This window comes from Fischerella sp. PCC 9605 (assembly GCF_000517105.1).
Classification (GTDB): Bacteria; Cyanobacteriota; Cyanobacteriia; order Cyanobacteriales; family Nostocaceae; genus PCC9605.
This window is the reverse complement of the sequence record NZ_KI912148.1, coordinates 2270836-2288932: the sequence shown is the minus strand read 5'-3', so window position 1 is coordinate 2288932 and position 18097 is coordinate 2270836. Positions and strand designations below refer to the sequence as shown.

Genomic DNA, 18097 nt, shown 5'->3' with positions numbered 1-18097 from the left:
CAACCCCCCTAAAAAAGCAAGGCTGTTTTATTCAATCAGGTAAGGATTTTGTCAAGAGTACTCGCTGTGAAATTTGCTGAAGTTGGTGAGCGAAAAATCACCGCAAAGACCAGAAAATTTCAGTGCGATCGCTTATTTCCCAATAAGATTGATAGCTTTCAAAATTGCTTCTGGCTGCGTTTGTGGAATTGCATGGCCTGTTTTGGGTAGAACACATAGCTGGGAGTGAGGGATATGAGAGTGCAATCGATAGGCGTTGATTTTGGGAGAGATAAAATTATCAGCATCACCTATAACTATCACAACAGGGATGTTAATCTCGCCATAATGTTTTTTCATAATATTTAATGTTGATTGCAAACTACTGTTGTCTTGCAGCATGGCTTGAATTTGAATCGGTCTTGCCCACAGTGCTTGTGCTGCTTTAGCATACTCCCTTGGTAAGGGTGTTGGTGAAAACGCTTCACGCAGACGTTTGCGGAAAATACGTCCGATCGGGATCGGGGGTATAAATTTGAGCAACATTCCTAGTAGTGGGAACTGTGCAAACTTGGCTAGCGGCAAAAGTGCCCGAGTAACTTTGTAGGCTATGGCAGAAATAAGCACAATCCCAGAGATTTCATCGGGGTAGCGCAGTGCATAGGCTAGCACGATAGCGCTACTCCAACAATGTCCAACTAATATCGGTTTCTCAATACCGAGTTTTTGCAACGCACCACGTAACAGTTGAGCTTGCACTAACGGCGTTGCTTGTTGATTAGGGCGAGTGCTATAACCATGTCCGGGACGATCAAAAGCATAGGCACAATATTCTTGAGCAATGCAGTTGAATGTTTCTGGTAAATAATCTTGCAAAAAGCCAGGGTTATCATGCAGCAAAATAACGGCTTGACCGGAACCTTTGCAAATATAGTGCAACTTCACTCCAGCAACTTTCACAAAGTTTCCTTGAGGGGGAAATTCAGCTTCAGCCCGTCGAATTGCTTGATTCGTGTACCAATCGTAAGCGATCGCTACTGCAATTAAAGTCCCCAAAACAATTACTGCAAGAATCAGCCAGAGCATTTATTTACCTTTGCAATTTTTCTGCTTCAGGCTATAGTCTACATCCTTAATACTTACATCTTGTGTGATGCAATTTAAGAATGATGCACTTTCATAACAATTACAACCAGGATTGAGATATCGATCTAAAATTCGATTACTTGTAAAAAGGTCAATCAATTTTTTATATCAGAGTTTTCACTAGCTTGCTTGTAGCTAATTAACATAGCAATTCGTGCCCTCTCTCCTTCCCCTCTCCCAAATTGGGAGAGGGCGGGGTGAGGGAAGTACTATCTTTGACTGCTACTTAGTATGACAGAACCCGGACAGAGACAGTAATTCCCAATCCAAAATCTAAAATCCAAAATGGTATGACATACAACCAGGCGATCGCACTAACAAAACTAGCCAGTTGATTCCAAAACCATAAAAAAGCTATTTGTCAAATATTTAACAGGGAAGGGCGATCGCTAATAGTCTCTTTTAGGAAACTGCATAACTTGCGTGTGGTTTCACCTATTTTATTAGGTAAGCAGACAGCTCAAACTGAATAATAGCTGACCTGAACAACACGTCACGTGAACAAAGAAGAAACTGGGGTGCTATGTCTGAGTTCTCGCGCAATCTGGCATTTGTGATTGGGATTAACAATTATGGTAATGGCATTTCCTCTCTGCAAAACGCGGTTAACGATGCCAAAAAGCTAGTAGAAATTCTGCGTACAAAGCATGGCTACCAAGTGTGGGTGTGCTTGGATGAGATCGCCACCCTTAGTAATCTGAAAAAATTCCTCGAACAAACTCTACCACAACAAATTAAAGCAGATGACCGTCTGCTGTTTTACTTTGCTGGACATGGAATAGCCCTCAATGGTGATGATGGCCCGCAAGGTTATTTAATTCCCCAAGATGCCAAGCTGGGAGACACCAAAACTTACCTACCGATGACCCAGTTGCAGGAGTGCTTAAGTAATTTGCCTTGTCGTCATTTCTTGGGAATCCTTGATTGCTGCTTTGCTGGTGCCTTTCGTTGGTCAAGTACCAGAGACTTGTTACCTGCACCAAAAGTCATTCACAAAGAAAGGTACGATCGCTTTATTACCGATCCAGCCTGGCAAGTCATTACCTCTGCTGCTTACGATCAAAAAGCCTTAGATGCCTTCGTGCTCAACACCGAACGCGGTCAAATCGGCGACCATTCCCCTTTTGCCGCAGCTTTACTGGAAGCGCTAGAAGGTAAAGCTGATGCCTATCCTCCTGCTGCTAATGGTAAATCATCAGGAGATGGGGTAATTACTGCTACTGAATTGTACTTATATTTGCGCGACGCAGTTGAACCAGGAACAGAAGGATACCGCCAACGGCAAACCCCCGGTATCTGGCCTCTGAAAAAACACGATAAAGGCGAGTATATTTTTCTCGCTCCTGGGCATCCACTCAACTTACCCCCAGCGCCACCCCTAGATGAATCTCAAAATCCCTATCGTGGCTTGCAATCGTTTGATGAAAGACACAGTCACCTATTCTTCGGCAGGCAAGCTTTGACCGAACAACTGTATCAATACATTTTGGGGCAACCATTGACAGTGGTGCTGGGGGCTTCGGGTACGGGTAAATCTAGCTTAGTTAAGGCGGGATTGATTCCTTACATTAAAAGGATGCAGAACCCCACCCCTGTTGACGGGGAGGGAGCAAGGCAGCAATGGCGTATCCTAGCTCCAATGCGTCCGGGAGAGTCTCCATTACGGGCTTTAAATAATACACTGACACAGGAAAACTCACCTGTTTATTCTATTACCAGCTTGCCTTCCATTGAAAAATTAGAAACTCTTTCTACCAATCTGGCAACTTGGATGGAATTGAACCCGCAGTCAAATTTACTACTAATAGTTGATCAATTTGAAGAACTGATCACTCTTTGTCGGGATGAACAAGAGCAGGAAAACTTTATCAACTTTTTAGCGAAAGCTGTAAACGAATATCCAGAGCAGTTACGCTTAGTGCTGACACTACGAAGTGACTTTGAACCCCAATTTAGAAATACTGCCTTAGAACGACATTGGGCAGCAGCTCGATTTATTGTGCCAGCGATGACACGAGGGGAATTGCGTCAAGCAATTGAAGAACCTGCATCTGCCAAAGTGATGTATTTTCAATCAGACGATCCCAATTATCCTTTGGTCGATCGCCTGATTGATGAAGTAGCAGATATGCCTGGTACGCTGCCTCTATTATCTTTTACACTGAGTGAGCTTTATCTCAAGTATTTAAAACGGCAAAGAATCGCTCAACAATACGGTGAAACAATTGACCGAGCGATCGCCGAAGCAGATTACCGAGAATTGGGTGGAGTGATGCGGAGTCTCACCCAAAGAGCTGATAGTGAATATGAGGAGTTAGTCAAACAGGATCGAGCCTACGAGCAGACTATCCGCCATGTGATGTTACGAATGGTAGCAGTAGGCGGGGGTGAGTTGGCACGCAGACGAGTACCGTTATCGGAATTAGAGTACCCAGAACCAGAAAACGCAAGGGTAAAGAAGGTAATTAGGCGGTTCTCAACAGCGCGCTTACTTGTGGAAGGACAAGACACAGAAGGGAACCCATATGTAGAACCTGCCCATGATGCTTTAGTACGAGGATGGCAAAAGCTGCTGGCGTGGAAACAAGATGCAGAGGAAAATTTAATTTTACAAAGGCGGCTGACCCCAGCAGCCCAAGAATGGAAAAATATCAAATCCCAAAAACAGCCAACAGATTTTCAAACAAAAGCCGAACCTATTTTAAAGTTGCTCGATCGCAGTTTTTACTTTGCCGAAAACTTGTGTAACAAAATAAATACTACGTTTGTGCGATCGCGACGACGTACATCAGATCGCCAAGAGCAATCCAAAGAGAAACCACGGCAGTTTCTTTGGAATGCTAATCCCTATCTCGAAGTATTGCATGAGCAACTCAAGTCTGGCGATCGCTGGTTTAACCAGTTAGAAGCTGAGTTTGTGCAGCAAAGCGTGATGCAAAAACAAAGGAATATTCATCTGCGTTGGAGCACTGCGATCGGTGTTACAACTGTATCAATTGTGTTGACTACTTTGACTCTGTTTGGTCTGAGAGGTACGCTAATAGGTCAAATCCGTACATCTAGAAAAACCGCTGAAGTAAGTTTGAATCAGAACCAAACGTTAGATGGAATGCTAGAAATTTTACACGCAGGAAAAATTTTTCAGCACCCTCTTTTGTGGTTATTTCCCACAGAACAGAAGCTACGGGAGCAAGTGAGAGGAACACTGCAAAAAGCGGTTTACACAGTCAGAGAAAGTAACCGCCAAGAAATGTATGAACGCCCACTCAGAAGCGTCAGTTTTAGTCCGGATGGTAAACAATTAGCTACCAGTGGAGATGACAGTATTGTTCGTGTGTGGAATATGCAGGGTCAGGTGATGACAAAATTGCAGGGTCATACCGACTCTGTTAGAAGCATTGTTTTTAGTCCAGATGGTCAGCTATTGGCTAGCGCTGGGGATGACAGCATTGTCCGCGTGTGGAATATGCAGGGTCAACTATTGGCAGAATTGAAGGGGCATCAAGGTTCGGTTAGAAGCGTTAGTTTTAGCCCTAATAATTTGCTGATGGCTAGTGCTGGAGATGACAGCATTGTTCGCATATGGAATATGCGAGGTCAATTGATGACACAATTGCAGGGACATAAAGGTTCGATCAAAAGCGTTAGTTTTAGCCCGGATAGTCAGCTAATAGCTAGCGGTGGAGATGATCAAATTGTCCGCGTGTGGAACTTGCAAACTCAGCAAGTAAAGGAATTGAAAGGGCATCAAAAACCAATCACCGGTGTCAGTTTTAGCCCGGATGGTCAGCGACTGGCTAGCGGCGGAGAGGATGATACTGCCCGCCTGTGGAACTTGCAAGGTCGGCAATTGAAAGAATGGAAAACGCAACAAATTAAACCTTGGGGTGTGGCGTTTACCCCAGATGGTCAGCAATTAGCTACCGCAGGAGGTGATGGTACTGTCCGTTTCTGGAATTTACAGGGTAAGGAGTTTGAGAGATTTGTAGGACATCAAGGCCCGGTCAGAAGCCTTAGTTTTAGACGAGATGGTCAGGTACTAGCTAGCGCCGCAGATGACCTGACTGTTAGACTTTGGAATCTACGGGGTCAACAATTTGCACAGTCAACAGGCCATCAACAGCCTGTCAATAGTGTCAGCTTTAGCCCCGATAGTCGCCAAATTGTCAGCGCTGGTAATGATGGTACTTTCCTCTTGAATTTGCAAAATCGGCAGTTAACAAGCTCAACAGCAAATCGAGGCTCGTTTAAGGGTGTTAGTTTTAGCCCAGATGGTCAGCGATGGGCAGCTGCTGGCAAAGATGGCATTATTCGCCTATGGAATTTGCAGGGTCAGCTGTTGGCAGAATTGAGAGGGCATCAAGGCTTGGTCAACAGTGTCAGTTTCAGTCCAGATGGTCAAAAATTGATTAGTGCAGGAAATGATGATACTATCCGCCTATGGAAGACGCAAAATCAGCACGACTCTCAACAACAGCCCTTGGTTTGGAAAGCACAGCAACAAGGAGTTAACAGCGTCAGTTTTAGCCCGGATGGTCAACTAATCGTTAGTGCTGGACAAAATAGTACTGTTTTTGTTTGGGACTTGCAGGGTCAGCAGCAAAGGAAATTTGAGGAGCATTTAGGGCCTGTTCATAGTTCGGTATTTAGCCCAGATGGTAAGCAAATAGCCAGTGGCGGAGAAGATGGCACTGTTCGCTTGTGGAACTTGCAGGGCGAAACTATTAGACTATTTCAACTATATGGGCCAAGAGTAATGTCATTAGTATTTAGTCGTGATGGCAAGAGGATTGTCAGCGGTACAAATAACGGCAATGTGCAGTTGTGGGATGTAAAAACAGAAGACCAGCTGCCTTTAGCAGCATGGGAAACGGATGAATCATCGGTAAACAGCGTCGCTTTGAGTCAGGATGACAAGTTACTAGCTACCGGCGGCAATGACGGTACTGTTAAGGTGTGGCAGATTGAATCTTTTGACGAGTTGATGAATCGAGCTTGCGATCGCCTTGATGATTATCTGAAGAATAACACCCATCAGAATCGCGATCGCCGTCTCTGCAACAATTAGTGTTGTTGATGGTTGATGGTTGGTGGTTGTTGGTTGTTGGTTGTTGGTGGTTGGGGTTGATATGAAAACTGATTGCTTAACTATTAAAGAACTTACCGAAGCAGTCGGGGACGGTATTACACCACGGATGGTGCGACATTACCATCAATTAGGATTACTACCCCAACCAATGCGATCGCGCAGCAACTATCGCCTTTACACTGAAAAAGATGTGATTCGATTGCAACGCATTGTAGCGCTCAAGCAGCAAGGTTTCCAGCTTAACCATATTCGCCAAATTCTCGAAGTTGAACCAGAAACAGATACAACTGCCAGTTTGATGGCACAACTTCAGCAGCAATACCAGACTGTGATGCAGCAAATCTCCCAATTGCGGCAAACTGCATCTGCATTAGAAGGTTTACTAGGACGCGATCGCGATTGTCAAATCATGCAAGCTGAAGTGCTAGCCCAACTCAAGTTAATAGAAGTAGAAACTAAGGCTGGATTGGGGGAGTTGGAAAAACTCTGGAGTGGTTTGGATGCTCAAATTCACGCTCATCCAGAAGATTTTCACGAATCGCTACAATGCTTGCTACCCGATCTGTCGAAGCATTCTGCAATTGAACGAGACTTGATTTCTCAATTAGTGCTAGCTTGTGGAGATGTGAGTTTAGCGTCGTTTGTCAGGTTCAGTTCAGAGGCGATCGCCACTAGTCGTCAAGCCCTTAAATCGGGATGTCAGGTGATTGCAGATATTCCCACAGTTGCAGCTGCTTTAGACCAAACACGATTAGTTCACTTAGGATGTCACCTAGAAACTTTAATTGACAATCCCCACGTTACCACTCCCGCAGAAGCAGAACAGGCCTTTTGGCAAGATCGGCAATGGCAGGAAAGATTGCAGAAAGTAACAAAAGATTGCATTTTCGTAGTTGGTTATGCACCTTCGATACTACTATCGATTTGCGAAGCTATTGAACAACAGCGCATTCAACCTGCACTAGTAATTGGCATGCCCATTGGCTTTAGCCATGCTCCCGCTGCCAAGCGACAACTCATGCAAAAAAACGTTGCTTGGATTGTTATACAAGGGACTTTGGGAGGTGGTTTGTTAGCAGCTACTACCTTAAATGTCTTAGTTGCATCAGTAATTGAAAAACCTAATTGTCATTGTTATCTTAAGCAGAAAGACGGCAGTCGCCACAACGGTCTTAACCTGCGCAACATTAAAAAATAATTTAATTTTGTTACGATTTATTTTGTATATTAAACAAGCGAATAATACATTTAATATCTAAATTTTTAGTGAAAATTTAGATAAATTGTTTGATTTATATCATGTCCGCCTAATTAGTTATAATTCCTCCATCTGTGCAAAAATCGCAAAATCCTCTTTCCCCCTGCACCCTGCCCCTCTGCGGCCTTAATGATAAGTCTTTCACCGGACACGATATTACACCCTGAGCAGAAACCAATCTCAGTAGATCAACTCTAGGAATTTATATATAAATTATGATTATCTTCTGAAGATAAGGATTGAAATATCTTTAATGATGTCAATACCTACTTCTCAAGTTAGTTCGTTAAAATTGTTGCTTAACTTCTGAAAAAAATAGGGTCAAAATAGCTGAAAAAATAATAAAGATTGTAATATTACATACTTTAAACAATATCAAATGAGATTAACGCGAGCCAAACAAGCTAAGATACTTAAGTATAAATAAACACTAGTGCTTGCCCCAACTTAAGAAAAAGATAACACAGATGTATAATTAGCGCGTTTCCTCCAGAAAACAAATAGCGATCGGGACAGATTTATTTTCTGTTTACTCTACCCAAATTCCTCTAGCTTAATAAGAGGGCATATGTGGCAAAAAGAAAAAAAAGATAATTCGATAGTCGGTCTGGCATTATTGCTGACATTAGCAACAACCCCAATGGCAGCCACTCTTGTGGAGTCAGACTCGGCACTGGCGCAATCTACCGAGGTTCCAACTTTTCCACTACCGCAAACAGTGTCGAGTGGCACTACTGTGCGGATCGATGGTTCAAGTACCATGAGTACGATTAACCAAACCCTGAAACAGCGATTCGAGCAACAGTTCTCCGGTACTACAGTGGAAGTTGCCGCCAACGGTCAATATACAGCACTGCAAGCCTTGCAAGAAGGAAAAATTGACATAGCAGCAATTGGTCGCGGTCTGACGCCGGAGGAAAAAGCACAAGGTTTGGAACAAGTGCGTTTGCGGCGAGAAAAGATTGCAATTATAGTTAGTGAAGATAATCCCTTCAAGGGGAACTTGACTAATCGACAATTTGCCCGGATTTTCCGGGGCGAAATTACAGATTGGTCGCAAGTAGGTGGAACTGCGGGTAAGATTCGGGTGATCGATCGCCCACCAACCAGCGACATTCGAGATTCTTTTCGCAGCTACCCAGCTTTCGAGAATGTGAAGTTTGCCACAGGCTCAACTGCTACTCAACTGATCGAAGACAGCACCGCCGAAGTTGTCAAACAACTAGGCAAGGATGGTATTGGCTACGTTTTAGCCAGTCAGATATCGAAACTCGAAGGTGTGCGAGTTCTCAAGGTACATCAAACCTTACCAGACGATCCTAAATATCCCTTCTCTCAGCCTTTAGTATACGTTTACAAGAAAAATCCCAGTCCAGCAGTGGCTAGTTTTCTGGGCTTTGCGACTAACTCACCCGGACAGCAGGCTATGGAGGAAGCAAGAAGTGCTGAGGCGGAAGCGATCGCAACTGCGGTAAAGGGAGGAGAATCGCAGATTGCTACGGACAGCAATGCTACTGCCTCACCTAATGCTAGTGTCTCGCCATTTTTGTCAAGTGAAAGCGACGCTACAACCAGCCAAGCAAATACTGCTTCTGATAACTCCACCTTAGCGGCTCCTGCTGGTAACAATCAAACTGCCCAATCTCAAAAAGTTGGGTGGTTGGTGTTTTTCTTTGCTATTTTGGCTGCATGTGGCTCATTATTATGGTTATTGCGAAGAAAACGCCCACCTCAAAAAGGGGAAACAAAGGCAGCACCGGAATCAGATCCGACTCTCCCATCACCAGAAACGGCATCACCGGAGATTCCTAATATCGGTGCAACCACTCAGACAACATCCGATCTGACACCAGAGGTAAATAACACCCTACCCAGTCAGAATTTAGCTGCAAATCTTACTCCCACCGTCGCTGCTAGCATAGGAAGCGGTGCTGCCGCTCTAGCAACGGGAGGTACACTAGTATCAAAATGGTCAGAGAAAAACCCAGAAACCGTAGCTACAGATGAAACCAAAAACGTACAACCAGCGGTATCTGAACTAAATTCTCCATCTCAAGTGCGATCGCCATTTGATGATGCCAATGGAGTAGATTTAGAAGCACCGGTGGCAGTTGTCAAAACTTCATATCCTCCACTGTCAGAAATTAATCAAGCCTCATCTAATGTGCAACCAGGAGTGCAAGAAACCACCCAAATCACAAGTGAGCAGTTGTCTGACAAAAGTTCAGCAACACCACTCAGCGATGTTGCCCAAATGAAAGCACCGACAGCTGAGATGGCAACTTCTGATTTATTAACTATGGATTTTTGGGCAGATATAGCCCAAGAACAAACACCAACAGTACAACAACCAAATACTCCTCAAATAGCATCCAAACCAGAAGATTCGTTGAGAGAGGAAACAACTGAGATCCCCAAACAACGCAGTGTTTCGGCAGTTGAATCTGATGCAGAAATGCCAGTAGCTGATGTTATTGCTTTTGCTTCCGAACAACTAGACGCTACTGAAATTCAGCCACCGCAGGCACGAACGATTCATGAGGAAGATACAATTTTCCAACCACCAAATATAGAATTGCCACCAGTGGTGGAAGTTACTGATTCGACTTCTGCACAACAGGATGCAACCGAAATTCAGCCACCGCAGGCACGAACAGTTCATGAGGAAGATACAATTTTCCAACCACCAAATATAGAATTGCCACCAGTGGTGGAAGTTACTGATTCGACTTCTGCACAACAAGATGCAACCGAAATTCAGCCACCGCAGGCACGAACAGTTCATGAGGAAGATACAATTTTCCAACCACCAAATATAGAATTGCCACCAGTGGTGGAAGTTACTGATTCGACTTCTGCACAACAGGATGCAACCGAAATTTCGCTACCACAAACACGAGCGATTCATGAGGAAGATACTGTTTTCCAACTACCAAATGTAGAATTGCCACCAGTGGTGGAAGTTACTGATTCGACTTCTGCACAACAAGATGCAACCGAAATTTCGCTACCACAAACACGAGCGATTCATGAGGAAGATACAATTTTCCAACTACCAAATGTAGAATTGCCCCCAGTGGTGGAAGTTACTGATTCGACTTCTGCACAACAGGATGCAACCGAAATTTCGCCACCACAAGCACCATCTATTCATGAAACAAACACAGCTCCTCAACTACCTGATTTAGAAGTGCTGCCAGTGGATGAAGTCACCGATTTTGCTTCCCATGAACAACAAGACGTGACTGAAATTTCGTCACCACAGACACCATCTATTCCTGAAACAGATACAGTTTCCGAGCGATCGCCTACTGTTTCTGAAGAGGCTTTGGATTTGGAAGCGCCAGTAACAGTTGTCAATACTTCATATCCTCCACTACCGGATGTTTGGGAAGATACAACTCCAGAGCCAGCACCAACAGCACAACAACACGATATCCCTGCTGTTATATATGATGCAGGAACTGCTCCAGAACTACCTGAAATTTCCGAAGATTTATTAGATATGGTAGCAGATGCAGCAGAACCAACTGTTAATATTACAGAAGTAGATAATACTGCAAACATCTCTCAGCCTTCAGAACAGCTAACTCCACCAGCAGACTCAGTAACAATTGGATCGTGGGCTGACATTTATGGCATAGGAGAAAATAATAACTCAAATCATTTGCAGGCTCATAATGTAGACGAAGCTGCATCCATAGCATCCACAGCAGCTGTTGAATCAAAAGATGTAAATGCTGAGAACAGTATTGTTCTTTTACCACGCACTCCCAAATGGGCTTATGTTTATTGGAAAGTGTCTGATGCTGCTAAGAAGGCGCTGCGACAACAAGGTGGTTCTCAATTTGCGTTACGAATGTATGATGTCACCGACATTGATCTGAGTTATCAAACTCCCGTACTTGTGCAGCAGTATGAATGCGAAGAGACAACAAACGATCGCTATGTAGCGATTCCAGCAGGCGATCGCAACTACATGGCAGAAATTGGCTACACCACAGAAGATAGTCATTGGTTGTTAATAGCACGCTCAGAAATTGCTCGCGTTTTCAACCGTCCCGATAAAGATTTCTGGTTTGTAGCTGATGCTGAGCTAATTATTCACGGAGCAACTGAACCAGGTTCAACCGTAACCGTTGGCAATCATTCTATTAAACTCAAACCTGATGGTACTTTCCATTTGCGTATTCCCTTTACAGAAAATTTGATTAACTATGTGATGACTGCTATTGCTGCTGATAGCAAACAGGCTAAAACCATTCGCATGCACTTTTCTCAAGACACTCCAGAAAAAGATTCTAACAGCCAGTAACAGAATTGTTGTGTGTTGGCTAGTAGTTAGTAGTTAGTAGTTAGTAGGTAGTTAGTAGTTAGTAGTTTATAACAACCACTAACCACTAACCACTAACATTTTTGTGTCAACTCTAGATAAATATGCTCTAACCTAACAGGTTGCCGTGAAATTGAATCAATGGCAATGCCATCAAAGCGTGCGATAATATCCTTTAATTCTAAGTGTTCCGTTAACCAAAAAGCCAAATCATTACCATAACGCCGAGGTGTAAAACCATATTCAATAGCTAGTGCGATCGCTTTTTCCTCTTCTTGAGTCTGCACCACGATAATTTCTTTGGCCGGAATGCAAGTACGCAATTCTTCTATACTACCTTCAGCGAGAATTCGACCATTTTTTAAAATACCAATTCTGCTACACAAACGCTCTGCTTCATCTAATAAGTGAGTAGTTAGTAAAATTGTAATTCCCTGATTTTTCAGTTGTTTGATCAACTCCCAAATTTCATATCGTGCCTCAATGTCCAAGCCTGTAGTCGGTTCATCCAAAATCACTAATTTCGGCTGATGTACCAAAGCAACCGCTATATTCAACCGCCGTTGCATCCCACCGCTCAGTGTTTCTACTGGACATTTAGCCCTATCTAATAAATTTACAGCCTCTAGGGTAGCTTTGATCCGCTGCCGTCGTTTTATCCGATCCAAACCGTAAATTTTGGCAAAAAACTTGATATTTTCTTCACAAGATAAACTTTTATATAACAAATTTTCCTGTGGTGCAATACCAATTATTTTTTTTGTTGCTTCTGAAACTGGTTGATGATTAATTTTTACTATACCGCTATCACCTTGTAACAAGTTACAAATAATATTTATTGTTGTAGTTTTTCCCGCCCCATTTGCACCCAGTAAACCATAAACTTCTCCAGGCTCAACGTGCAGTGTTAAATTCTGAAGAACTTTTCTATTACCAAAAGACTTATTCAGATTTTCTATATGCAGCATATTTTTTATATTATTTAGCTGAACTTACATTTAACCGCACCAAATCATCAACTTATTGCAAAAATCCAGTTTGATGGTGGAGATAAATATAGAGCACGAGTGATTGATAATTGTTAGTTTTATTTCCCATTACCTATTACCAAATTCCTCGCCCCTTGTGGGCGAGGAATTTTAAAGTTTTCTTTCTATTATCAACATTCTTCGATAAGATAACCAACCACCCAGAAACATTGTGAAAGCGAACCCTGATAAAAACTGAAAATGAGACGTAATATCTTTTATGTTGTTCCCCTGGAAAGATACTGCCACAAGTGCTTCATTCATGTGATAAATAGGATTGATTTTGGCAATATCAAGTAGTGATTCAGGTAAAAAAGTAGTAGGAAAAAAAGCTCCGCCTAAAATTAACAAAGGGACTCCAAAAGCAGCAACTAGAGAGTTAACATCTTCAGTACGACGAGCCAGTTGTGTACCTAAAATAAACCCTAAACCAACGTAAGCAACAATGCTCATGAAAATAATGATTGTGCCCAAAAACATAGAACCCTTAAATGTCGCACCCCAAAATGCAGCAATAGTATAAATAAGTAATGTCTGCCCAAAGCCAATGCAGCTATGAGCTAAAAAAATTCCTAGAAAATAGGATGTACCACTTAAAGGAGAAATAAACAAGCGCTTGAGGGTTTGTTGTTCTCTTTCTGATACCACAGTGGCAACACTGCCACCCAAACAACTAAAAAACAGCGCTGCTCCCACCAATGTTGAAGGAGCAGCATATTCAAAACCTCGCTCTGTTGATAGTTTCAGGCTCTCTGATAAAATAAACCCGTTGATCAACAGTACAGAAACAGGGAAAATAGTCCAAAGAATCAGGCTGCGTTTTCGCCGTAATAATTCAATTAAAATACGCTGAGTGACAGCAATCGTTTCACGCCAAAATTTCATCTTTATTCAGTTGCAACGGTAGTTAATCAACACTGCCATTCAACCGAGTAAGCCCTGTTTTTTATCACACATCAACTTTAAGTATTAGTGTTTTAACAGGAACGCTAGATAACTCTCGGTTTACTTAGTCAAAACTAACGGTTTTTCAACAAGATATCTTAAAGTTAACACAAATGTTAAGTTATGTTAATCACTTTATCTGTCTTGCGGCTGATACCTAGATACATGATGGGGTGTAGGTCGCAAGCATTCCCATAACGTCGCATTTGGATAAAAATTACTGGTTAGATGGAAAAATTGGCGTTGCTGAATCAAGGTATGAATTGTCATTCTGAGCGGAACTTTGTGGAGCGAAGAATCTCGATAGATGCTTCGTTTCGCATTGCTACACTCAGCATGACAACATCAAATTCATACTTCAAATCAGCAACGCCGAAAAATTTATTTCTATTTTTTCTAAATGCTGTGTTTGAAATTTTGAATGCAAGTACCGCTATAATGCGGTTATTTCTGCGTCTTTCTGTTGTGGGGTAAAGGTGCGATAAGCTGCTAATACATCCTGTTTAACTTGTTCGGGAACAATGGGGAAGGTGCTGAGGATGTAAGCAAATTCTGCTTCCGTTAAGTTGTAGAGATGCGCTATCATTCCGTCGAGTTCGGCGCGGAGTTTAGCGCGATCGCTTTCCTCGGTAATGCCACATTGTAGAAACGTTAAATTTAACGTCTCTATAGCCAGTTCGTCAAATTCTGGAGTAGTGCAGATGAGTTTGGCGGCGCGTTGTACGATGTCGGAGAAATAGCGATCGCCTTCTGTTAAAGATGGTATTCTAAGTGCATACATGAAGTGCATATCACAGTGTGCTGTGATTCTTCGGCAATTTCTGAATCTACCACAAATGAATTAAAGATTGCTGTAATGAATAAAGTAATGTCATATTTCGTCCAGCCAAACTTCCCCGTCATGCGGATATAAAATTCTCGTTCTAGTTCATCTTTACACTTCTCCATAATTACCAGATTATGAGTCCAACCAATTTCTCGCACCATTGGTGCGAGTTTTTCATTATCAGCATAATTCTCATAAAATAGCTTCATCCGCCAAAGATTGGCACTGGAAAAACGTTGAATACCAGGAAATTCAGCTTGCAAGTCATAAGAAAGGTTTTTGACTACTGATTTTCCCCAAGTTTCGCCTTGTTGACGGGTGATAATTAACTTCCCAATATCCCAGTATTTGGAAATCAAATAAATTGTTAAATTCACGGGGAATGCGAAATTCTGAAAGTCCGGCGATCGCCTCACCAGACAAATGATAAGCAATCTTCAGGTAGATGTGGTAAGGCGGGATTAATTCTTACCTTGCCCAACTCTCATCAATAATTTCTGCTAGTTCTTTGGAAATATCTACACAACCGTAATCTCTCCAACGGTCATCAAACCATTTTTGCAGTTTGTTGCAAGCATCGTGATCTAAAATATCAACATTCAATTCCCCTTGTTTCGCCAGTCCCGGCAAAGTCAAGTTACTACTACCTAAGAATCCCACAGTCGGAGTATTGGGGTCATTGCGATGCACAAGATATAACTTGGCGTGGAGGGGGTGACGCAGAAACAGTTTAATAATTAGTTTCTTCGTTTTTAGCTGATGACTTAACCGCCGCAACCCTGCTTCATTTTGATTCGTAGGCGCACCAATAGTTAACTGCTTGCGAAATTCGACAGCCATCCGTTTTTTAAAGCGCACGATCGCACTATTATTAGTTAACTCCAACTGATACTGATTGTTACGACCAAAGCAAGATAAACAATTCCTTCTTTGGATGTGGTAGACCTTACTAGTAGATTGTTGAAATTTAAAATATAAACTCTAAATGAGCTAAAAAAATGAAAAATACACTAGTAACTACCTTCTTGCTTGTATTTTTACTGCTGTTAATTTTATACCCCTTTGCTGCTTTGGCAGGCTTAATGCTGCTGTTGGTAGTTGCAACTTTTTTATTTTTCATCAGGAATCTGTTGCAAACAATTTTTAGCGGTAATGATGCCGATACTCACTCGCCATGACAGCAAGATGTATCTTCCGTTTAGATATAGCCATCACGCGATCGCCCACTTTTTCTTCAGTTGTTGAAATTAATTATACCGATTGCAAACTAAGTTACGGAGCATATCTACTTCATAGCAAGTTACGTTCAGACATAGCAATAGCAATTCGTGCCCTCTCCCCTTCCCCTCTCCCAAATTGGGAGAGGGGTGCCGGCAGGCGGGGTGAGGGAAGTACTATTTTTGACTGCAACTTAGTATCATCCCATATGCCCAAAGGTTTATCGAAAGAATTACAAACATCCAAATTACTGCGGAATTTCTTAGAACAGCATTCTGGAGAGCGTATTTACCTCAAAGATTTTGTTAATGCTTTGGGCGATCGCTCTTTTGCTCCAGTCTTACTTATTTGTGCATTACCAGAAGCTTTACCACTGCCTGTAGTGGCGTGACCGTCTTAAAATAGTGCAATAAATTTTTGTGGTGCGGGCATCTTGCCCGCATCGGACAGGCGAGACGCCTATCCCACAAGAAAATCATATTGCATCAAATTAGCCCGGTCACGCTAGTAGTGGCGTGACCGTCTTAAAATAGTGCAATAAATTTTTGTGGTGCGGGCATCTTGCCCGCATCGGACAGGCGAGACGCCTATCCCACAAGAAAATCATATTGCATCAAATTAGCCCGGTCACGCTAGTAGCTGGAGTTTCTGCCATTATCGGTATTCCTTTAATCATAGTTTCAGGACAGTTACTCTTGGGTTTCTCCAAGCCCTTTTTACCTAGTTGGATAGCTAATCGCTCGTTAAAACGCAAGGATTTTGAGAAGCTGATTCATAAAATTTTGCTGATTTTAGAAAGATTTGAGCGTATAATTCGTCCGCGCTGGAAATTAGTCGCTTCACCTCTAGCACAACGCTTTATCGCATTAATTTTTTTTATCCTTGCTATTATCATTGCACTACCAATTCCCTTTGGTAATCTTCCACCTGCCATTGTTATAGTTGCTCTTTGTTTGGGCATGATTGAGCAAGATGGAGTGGTGATAGTTTTAGCGGTTTTGGCTGCTTGTGCAGTTGTAGCAATTATGGCGAGTGCAATATATGCCTTCTTTTCCCTGGCGTTTGTGGGTATTCAAAAGCAATTTAACAGAATATTTAGTTAACTTTAGTAAAGGCTATTTGTGGCGTTCCCATAAATCATATCCTTTACTTGCCTAGCCATTTGTCTAGGATGAATTCTCCCCATTTTTCCGATGTTATCTGTGCAGATAAAACGCCACTATGAGATTGGTTGGTGGTTTAGATTTGTTCTTTGTTGATAGTTGGTAGTTGTTTGATTACTTTTCCCAACAACCACTAACTACTAACTACTAACCACTAACCACTAACAAACCTTCGGAGAAATTCTATGTCCTCATTAATGGCGCTTTCCCAGAATTTGGGCGATATCGTAGAGCAGGTTGGAACTACTGTTGTTTCTATTGACTCTCACACTCGTATGTCCACAAGCGGTATCCACTGGCGCTCTGGTATCATTGTTACTTCTGATGAAAATCTTGGGCGCTCTGAGGATATTATCGTCACTTTGCCAGATGGTAGTACAGTATCAGCCAATATACTAGGTCGTGACCCTAGCACGGATGTAGCTGTTCTTAATCTACAAAATGTAGAATTACCAGTTGCGAAAATTGGCGATGCAACTTCCTTAAAGGTAGGTCATTTGGTAGTTGCGATCGCCAGAGGAAACGATGGTAATTTAATGGCCGCGATGGGTGCAGTAAGTGTGATTCGTGGTGCTTGGCGGAGTATGAGCGGCGGTAATATTGACCAGTTTATTCGCCCAGATATTACACTTTATCCTGGCTTTTTTGGTAGCCCCCTTGTAGACGCTGCTGGTTCCGTGGTAGGCATGAATACATCCGGTCGGCGTGGTACTGCATTGACTATCCCTGCTGCGACGATAAATCGGGTGCTTGACCAATTACTTGCAAAAGGACGCATTACCAGAGGCTATTTGGGTGTAGGAATGCAACCCGTACGCTTACCCAAAAATCTGAAAGCGGCACTCAATTTAACTTCTGCTACTGGAGTGATCGTAGTCAATGTAGAAGCAAATGGCCCGGCTGAAAATGCAGGTGTTTTGCTTGGGGATGTGTTGGTGTCTTTAGATGACGTTCCTGTCAGCGATACGGGTGATGTGTTGGCGCTATTAAATAGTGGCGATCGCGTTGGCAAAACCGTCAAAGCGCAGGTTGTGCGGGGTGGCGCTTTAGTTGAGTTAGCGATCGCAGTCGGCGAACGACCCACCAAGGAATAAGGAGTGGGGGATGGGGAG

The 18097-nt window shown here is 42.7% G+C and carries 12 protein-coding genes and 1 pseudogene; 7 read left to right on the top strand and 6 right to left on the bottom strand.

The annotated features are described in order from the left end of the window. Positions 1 to 132: 132 nt before the first annotated feature. On the bottom strand, positions 133 to 1065 hold the full coding sequence (locus tag FIS9605_RS0112420; RefSeq protein ID WP_026732866.1) for an alpha/beta fold hydrolase: 933 nt from the start codon (positions 1063 to 1065) through the stop codon (positions 133 to 135). A gap of 583 nt (positions 1066 to 1648) precedes the next feature. On the opposite strand from FIS9605_RS0112420, the gene FIS9605_RS0112415 reads away from it, so the two are divergent. The 3 genes from FIS9605_RS0112415 (at position 1649) to FIS9605_RS36950 (ending at position 11787) form a co-directional block, all read left to right on the top strand. Beyond that, positions 1649 to 6193 carry an nSTAND1 domain-containing NTPase gene (locus tag FIS9605_RS0112415; RefSeq protein ID WP_026732865.1) on the top strand — a complete coding sequence of 1515 codons (4545 nt, stop codon included), beginning with the start codon at positions 1649 to 1651 and terminating at the stop codon, positions 6191 to 6193. A 61-nt stretch (positions 6194 to 6254) separates the two neighbouring features. Continuing rightward, positions 6255 to 7412, top strand: a complete 1158-nt coding sequence (locus FIS9605_RS0112410; protein WP_026732864.1) for a precorrin-8X methylmutase — start codon at positions 6255 to 6257, stop codon at positions 7410 to 7412. Between the two features lie 628 nt (positions 7413 to 8040). Further along, a complete protein-coding gene (locus tag FIS9605_RS36950) occupies positions 8041 to 11787 on the top strand; it encodes a substrate-binding domain-containing protein (RefSeq protein WP_035139554.1) in 3747 nt (1248 codons plus the stop codon). A 92-nt stretch (positions 11788 to 11879) separates the two neighbouring features. On the opposite strand, the gene FIS9605_RS0112400 is transcribed toward FIS9605_RS36950, so the two are convergent. From FIS9605_RS0112400 to FIS9605_RS0112380, 5 genes and pseudogenes are all read right to left on the bottom strand, one after another. Continuing rightward, complete coding sequence (locus FIS9605_RS0112400; RefSeq protein ID WP_026732863.1) at positions 11880 to 12773, bottom strand: ABC transporter ATP-binding protein; 894 nt, start codon at positions 12771 to 12773, stop codon at positions 11880 to 11882. A gap of 171 nt (positions 12774 to 12944) precedes the next feature. Further along, the gene (locus FIS9605_RS0112395) at positions 12945 to 13718 is read right to left on the bottom strand and encodes an ABC transporter permease (protein ID WP_026732862.1); all 774 of its coding nucleotides are present in this window, start codon (positions 13716 to 13718) and stop codon (positions 12945 to 12947) included. Positions 13719 to 14211: 493 nt separating this feature from the next. Further along, a complete protein-coding gene (locus FIS9605_RS0112390; RefSeq protein ID WP_026732861.1) occupies positions 14212 to 14559 on the bottom strand; it encodes a hypothetical protein in 348 nt (115 codons plus the stop codon). A 95-nt stretch (positions 14560 to 14654) separates the two neighbouring features. After that, positions 14655 to 14963 (bottom strand): annotated as a pseudogene (locus FIS9605_RS36945) (DUF1016 N-terminal domain-containing protein); the annotation flags it as partial. Between the two features lie 109 nt (positions 14964 to 15072). Further along, positions 15073 to 15489, bottom strand: coding sequence for a phospholipase D-like domain-containing protein (locus FIS9605_RS0112380; RefSeq protein WP_231510309.1), 417 nt, complete (start codon positions 15487 to 15489; stop codon positions 15073 to 15075). Positions 15490 to 15602: 113 nt separating this feature from the next. Here FIS9605_RS0112380 and FIS9605_RS0112375 point away from each other — a divergent pair, with 113 nt between their 5' ends. From FIS9605_RS0112375 to FIS9605_RS0112360, 4 genes are all read left to right on the top strand, one after another. Then, positions 15603 to 15782 carry a hypothetical protein gene (locus FIS9605_RS0112375; RefSeq protein ID WP_026732858.1) on the top strand — a complete coding sequence of 60 codons (180 nt, stop codon included), beginning with the start codon at positions 15603 to 15605 and terminating at the stop codon, positions 15780 to 15782. After that, a complete protein-coding gene (locus FIS9605_RS45170; protein ID WP_026732857.1) occupies positions 15779 to 16213 on the top strand; it encodes an exopolysaccharide biosynthesis protein in 435 nt (144 codons plus the stop codon). The genes FIS9605_RS0112375 and FIS9605_RS45170 overlap by 4 nt, the downstream gene beginning before the upstream one ends. A 217-nt stretch (positions 16214 to 16430) precedes the next feature. After that, complete coding sequence (locus FIS9605_RS0112365; RefSeq protein WP_442854700.1) at positions 16431 to 16925, top strand: exopolysaccharide biosynthesis protein; 495 nt, start codon at positions 16431 to 16433, stop codon at positions 16923 to 16925. Positions 16926 to 17170: 245 nt separating this feature from the next. Beyond that, positions 17171 to 18079 carry a S1C family serine protease gene (locus tag FIS9605_RS0112360; protein WP_026732855.1) on the top strand — a complete coding sequence of 303 codons (909 nt, stop codon included), beginning with the start codon at positions 17171 to 17173 and terminating at the stop codon, positions 18077 to 18079. Positions 18080 to 18097: the final 18 nt, after the last annotated feature.